The following is a 5,811-nucleotide window of genomic DNA, read 5'->3' as shown; positions in this document are numbered from 1 at the left end:
ACCTTCGACCGGATCCGAGCGCGCGCCGGGGGCCGGTCCTTCGCGCCAGGCCGTTTGCGCATCGAGGGCGACGCCGTCTTCGACGGGTACTCCACGCCGGCCGACTTCAACACGGACGACCGCGTCCGACGGGCCGCCGGCGTCGAGGTCGGCATCGAGGGCGCCGGGGCGACGCGGTACTCGCTGACAGCCCGATACGAGCAGGGCGCCCTGGGCCGCGCCGATGAGTCCGAGCGCGAGACGACGGAGGGGCGCGTCGACGCGAGAGGACAACTCGGAATCGTGGGCGACCGGATCCGACTCGATGCCGCGGGTGGCATCGCTGGGACTGGAGCCGTGGGGACGGACACGCGGTACGGCGCCGGAGGTCTCGCCGTCGCCTTCGGCAGGCCCGACGGACCGCGCATCGCGCTCGGCGCACGAGCCCTCGTCCTCGATGTCGACGGACCGGCGACGGGCGCGGACGCACAGACGGCCGGCCCGATCGTCGACCTGTCGCTGCCTCTCGGGGCGACGACGCGGCTCTTCGCCCGCAACGACCCTCACGTCGCGGTCCGCTCGCTCACCGATCTCAGCGGCGTCAACCCGTTCGTCGTCCCCAATCCCCTCGTCGTCCCCGACGTATTCCCGGTCGATGCCCGCGCCGGCCTCGAGCTCCGCCCCGGCGCCGCCCGCGTCCGCGTGTTCGGAATCGGCCAGCGCGCGCCGACGTACCTGGTGTTCGACCAAGCCGGAGGCGAGTTCACGACCAGCGTCCTCGACCTGACCGTCCTGGGATTGGGGGGCGACGTGTCACTGATCGCACCGGGTGGCATCTCGTTCGCAGCCGGCCTCGAGGTCCGTGCTGCCGACGCCGAGGGCGTCGATGCGGTCCCCTTCTACGCACCCGTCCAAGGCCGGGCAGGCTTTCAGGTACCGTTCGGGGCCAATCGAGGCAGGATCGGGCTCGCGGCGATGGCCGAGAGCGCGCGACCCCTCGACCGGACCGGTGGGGACGACGCCCAAGCGTGGGGCCGGCTCGCCCTCGACGCGCGGTACGACGTGACAGAGGCGGTCTCCATCGTGCTCCGCGGCGAGCGGCTCGTCGGCGACGCGGAGCGCTGGCCGGGATCGCCCGAGCCGCCGTTCACGGTCCTCGCCGGCATCCGCCTTTCCCGTTGACTCCCTACCTTCCCTCGTCTCCCCTTTCGCGCCCGTGACCCCGCTCGACGCCGTCGCCGCCGCTATCCGTGAGCGCCTGATCGCTGGCCAGCCGGCCCCCCTTCCAGGCCTCGGGACGCTGGTTCGCCAACACGTCTCCGCCCGAATCGAGGAGCAGGCGGACGGGAAGCGCATCCTCCTGCCGCCGGGCCAGACGGTTGGCTTGGTCGCGACCAAGCCCGGACACACGACGCTGGAGCTGGCCTACGCTCGGTTCCGAGGCACCGACCTCGAGTCGACGCCCGGCGACTACAGTCGGGCGATGGACCAGATCGAGGGGCGCTTGGCGGCGACCGGTGAGGTCCGAATGCCGGGCGTGGGACTGCTGAGACGGACGAGCGGGGGCGTCGTCCTCGGCGTGGAGGCCGACCTTCTGGATGCCGTCAACCGCACGTATCAGGGGCTCGCTCCGGTGGGCACGGACGCGTCGTCGGTGGCCGCGCCGGCGCAGCCTCAGACGCCCCCCCCCGCGCAACCCTCTACCCCGAGCGCGCCCGCCACACCTCCGCCGCCTCAGCCGGCCGACCTCGAGGGCGAGCCGCAGCCCGAGAATGCTCCCGTCGAACAAGCGGACGACCTTGTCGCTGAGCTGGAGGAGCTGACGACCTCCCCTGCAACGCCCGAGGAGCCCCTGTCGATCGCATCGGCGACCTTCGTCGATGACGACCTCCTCGACGAAGCGTTCGACGACGTTCTCCAACCGTCTCCGAGCGCCGAGGACGATCGGGACACGTGGGCGAGTGACGGGTGGACGACTCTCCCCTCCGGCACGCCTCCGAGCCTCAGCGGGCTCGAGGACGACCTCGGCGGTTCAGACATCGAGGACGCGGATTTCGACGTGGTCCCGCCCGTCCCAAACGAGGACCCCGCTGCAGCGGAGCCCCTCGTCGTGGCCGCGCCGGCTAGAGAGGTGGTCGACGTCGAGGACGTGGAGCAGGAGACGCCTCCCGTCGACGATGTTTCGCCAGCGCCCGACCTCGAGGACGATGCCGAGGACGGGTACGACCCGTTCCGCCCCGAAGCCGCTGCGGCGGCTCCAGTTGGAGCTCCTGCCAAGGAGCCCCGTCCTCACGCCGACCTCGAGGTCGAGCCTGCTAGGCCGGCCGAGCCCGTCGCCCCGCAGCCCGAGCCCCTGGACGAGACCTTCGACCCCCCGGTGCTGGCAGTCGCGCCCGCGCCGATCGCAGAGACGGTGGCCGCACCACACCAAGAACGGCAGGCTCCTGAGCCGCCACCCCCACGCAGGCGGTTTCCGTGGACCCTTCTGGTCCTTCTCGTGTTGGCCGGGCTCGCGGCTCTCGCCTTCGAGTTTGGTCCACGGGCGGTAGAGCCCACGACATCGCCCGCTGTCGAGCCGTCCTCGCGATCGGTGACCTCATCCAGCACCTTGCCTGCGACCGTCACCTCTCACGAGAACGGCTCGCTGGCGACCGCTTCTGGCCTCGAGGACGGGCAAGCGTTCGGCCTACCCGCTTCTGCAGGGGCCGACGGTTCTGACCCCCTGGCCGCTGGGCCGCTCGAGACGCCTCGCGCTGAATCCGACGGGGCTGTGCGGACGTCGGCGTCGCAAGTCGCGACCTCGAGGACGAGTGCTCAGCGCGAAGAGCCTCGGATCCGGCCGGGGCTCGGCCAGGCGCCGCAGTCCGACGTCGCGATCACGCCTCCCGTCTTGGTGGGCTTGTCGGCGCCGGAACGACAGGCCCTCTCCAGCCGGTCTCCCATCCGTCCCACCGCCGACGCCTGGACACTGATCGTGCTCTCGACGCCGGCCCGTTCCGACGCTCAGCAGCTCAGCCAGCGGTACGCTCGCTCCGGCTACCGGACGGCCGTCCTCGAGGCCGAGAGCCGCGGGCGCCCCATGTTCCGCGTCGCCGTCGGACAGTTCTCCTCACGCGGCGACGCGATCCGCCTCCGCGACCGACTCCCCCCCCAGGCCCCTGGCGACACGTGGCCTCTCGATCTCCAGACGCTCTAGATGCGCCCGGCCCTCATGCTCCAAACCGCCCCCGACTCGTCCGTCATCGCGGACACCCTCGCTGCCGCTCCGCCCGTTGCAGCGGAACCATCGTTCATGGAATCGCTCCGCGGCGGTTTCGAGCTCCTGTTCTTAGGAGGCTGGTCGATGGTCCCGATCGTTCTGCTGTCGATCCTGATGGTCGCCATCGTGTGGGAGCGGGTTCGTGCGCTCCGCCGCGCGGAGGGGGACCCGGACACGCTGGTGCGCAACGTCTCGGACTACGTGGCCACGGGAGACGTCACGGCGGCGGTCGCCTATTGCCGCGAGCGCGACTCGCCGGCCTCGAGAATCGTCCAGCGCGGCTTGGAGCGGCTGGGACGCCCGATCGACGAGATCCAGGCGGCGATCCAGGAGGCGGGCCGGCGCGAGACGTACTCGCTCGAGAAGCGGATGGACCTTCTCGCGTCCGTCGCGGCCATCGCCCCGATGCTCGGCTTTCTGGGGACCGTGACCGGCATGATCGGCGCGTTCCGCCAGATCCAGCGCTATGAGGGCCTGGTCAACCCATCGCTTCTGGCAGGGGGCATCTGGGAAGCTCTCGTCACGACAGCGGCCGGTTTGGCCGTGGGGCTGCTCGCCCTGTTCGCGTACAACATTTTGGTGAGCCGGATCGGCCGGTTGGTCAACGGCTTCGAGCGCGTCTCGTCCGACTTCGTCGACTTCCTCCAGGCCCCGCCGTCCCGATAGCATGGCCTCGTTCAACTTCTCGTCCGGCCGGAAATCGCTGACCGCGTTCAGCCTGGCCTCGCTGACGGACATCGTCCTGCTCCTGCTCATCTTCTTTCTGCTCACGTCATCGTTCGTGACGCAGAACGGGCTTCGCGTGAACCTGCCGGACGTGGCCTCGGCGACGCCGCTCGAGCAGGAGTACGTGGCGGTCACCATCGACTCGCTCAACGTCTACACCGTCGAGGACCGAGTGGTCGTGCGGGACAGCCTGACCTCGGCCGTGCAGGCGGTCCGGGAGGGCCGGACGTCGCTCGCGGTCTACGCGGACCGGGAGGCGACCATCGACGGATTGGCGGCGGTCGCGTCGGTGGCGTCGGCCCTCGACATGCGCGTGTCCATCGCGACCGAAGCCGCCGCGGCCGAATAGGCAGGCGACCTCGAGGTCGCGACGAACGCACCGTTCTCCTTCGTCAGACTCGAGGCTGCGGACGACGTAGAGACGCCACGCTGTGGCGTCTCCGACCTCGAGGTCGCTTCCCGAGGACTCGCCCTCGAGGACGGACATCACCCTCGCGTGGGGTTCTCGAGGACATAACGCCGTGCGGCCTCGAGGTGGCGCTCGTCGCGGATGACGACGTCCCAGAAGCGAGGCTGCCACGCAAAGTCTGGATGCCGCTCGCGGATGCGACGGGTGCACTGGGCTTTGAACCGACCGATGACAGCGCCGAGAACACCAGAGCGCCACGATGCACCGCGCTCGCCAGTGACGCCACGGCGTGGCGTCTCTACGTCTCCAGCCGGTTCGGCGCTAATCGACAGGATTCCGTGGACGTGGTCAGGCATCGCGATGAACGCGTCGGGCGTGACGGCTGGGCGCAGTGTGCCGGTCCGCTCCCATTCCTCGAGGACGACGCGCCCGGCCCACGACGGTGCAACCTGCCCGCCCTCGAGGACGCCGAACCACGGCGCACGACCTCGAGTGGCGATGGTCACAAAGAAGACGCCGACGCCGTAGTCGAACGACGGCAACCTTGCCGACGGGATGCGGTAGCCTCGGTACCTCGAGGAAGGCTCTGCAACGACCGAGACCGGGTCGTCCTCGAGGTCGCACAGCGGACAGAGGGTCACGAGACGCCCCACCCCGCCCGGTCGAGGGACCGGTACTGGATGGCCTCCGCGATGTGCGACGCGCCGACCGCCGCCACGCCCTCGAGGTCGGCGATGGTGCGGGACACCTTGAGGATCCGGTCGCGGGCGCGGGCGGACAGGCCGAGCCGCGTCAGCGCGGACTTGAGCAGGCCCCGGCTCGCGTCGTCCAGGCGGCACCAGCGGCGGACCTCGGGGGCGGTCATCTGGGAGTTGCAATAGCGGCCCTCGAGGCCGGCGAACCGCTCGGCCTGTCGTTGGCGTGCGGCTTGGACGCGGGACCGGACGGCCGCGCTCGGCTCCGCGACCTCGATGCGGCCCAGGTCGTCGAACGGGACCGGCGTGACCTCGACGTGCAGGTCGATCCGGTCCAAGAGCGGGCCGCTCACTTTGGCGAGGTAGCGCTGGACTTGGCCGGGGGCGCAGACGCACGCCCGCGTTGGGTCACCGGCGTGACCACACGGGCACGGATTCATGCTCGCCATCAGCATGAATCGCGCGGGGTAGCGAACCGTCGCTCGAGCGCGAGCAATCGTGACCTCCCCTTCCTCTAGAGGTTGCCGTAGCACCTCGAGGACGGGCCGGTCGAACTCGGGCAGCTCGTCCAAGAACAGGACGCCGTTGTGGGCGAGCGAGATCTCGCCGGGCATCGGGTTCGAGCCGCCGCCGACCAGCCCGGCGTTCGAGATCGTGTGGTGCGGCGAGCGGAACGGGCGCTCGGCGACCAACCCGTGCCGCAGCGCGCCGTTCAGTCGCCCTCCGACGCTCAAGATCTTGGT

At 70.5% G+C, this 5,811-nt stretch carries 6 protein-coding genes; 4 read left to right on the top strand and 2 right to left on the bottom strand.

All coding sequences use genetic code 11. The features are described from left to right. The 4 genes from WBA11_RS18345 to WBA11_RS18330 form a co-directional block, all read left to right on the top strand. Positions 1-1,161 (top strand): hypothetical protein (locus WBA11_RS18345; protein WP_424522079.1); only part of this gene is annotated, 1,161 nt, incomplete at its 5' end. A gap of 34 nt (positions 1,162-1,195) precedes the next feature. Beyond that, positions 1,196-3,175, top strand: coding sequence for an SPOR domain-containing protein (locus WBA11_RS18340; RefSeq protein ID WP_424522078.1), 1,980 nt, complete (start codon positions 1,196-1,198; stop codon positions 3,173-3,175). Continuing rightward, the gene (locus WBA11_RS18335; protein ID WP_424522077.1) at positions 3,176-3,904 is read left to right on the top strand and encodes a MotA/TolQ/ExbB proton channel family protein; all 729 of its coding nucleotides are present in this window, start codon (positions 3,176-3,178) and stop codon (positions 3,902-3,904) included. A 1-nt stretch (position 3,905) separates the two neighbouring features. Next, on the top strand, positions 3,906-4,313 hold the full coding sequence (locus WBA11_RS18330; RefSeq protein ID WP_424522076.1) for an ExbD/TolR family protein: 408 nt from the start codon (positions 3,906-3,908) through the stop codon (positions 4,311-4,313). Positions 4,314-4,450: 137 nt separating this feature from the next. Here WBA11_RS18330 and WBA11_RS18325 read toward each other — a convergent pair whose 3' ends face one another. Together WBA11_RS18325 and WBA11_RS18320 are read right to left on the bottom strand one after the other, a co-directional pair. Beyond that, the gene (locus WBA11_RS18325) at positions 4,451-5,014 is read right to left on the bottom strand and encodes a transposase (protein WP_424522075.1); all 564 of its coding nucleotides are present in this window, start codon (positions 5,012-5,014) and stop codon (positions 4,451-4,453) included. Then, on the bottom strand, positions 5,011-5,811 hold an 801-nt coding region (locus WBA11_RS18320), incomplete at its 5' end, for a YifB family Mg chelatase-like AAA ATPase (RefSeq protein ID WP_424522074.1). The genes WBA11_RS18320 and WBA11_RS18325, both read right to left, overlap by 4 nt.

The sequence above is a fragment of the Rubrivirga sp. genome (genome assembly GCF_049648075.1).
Taxonomy (GTDB): domain Bacteria; phylum Bacteroidota; class Rhodothermia; order Rhodothermales; family Rubricoccaceae; genus Rubrivirga.
This window is presented reverse-complemented; position numbering and strand designations above follow the sequence as displayed.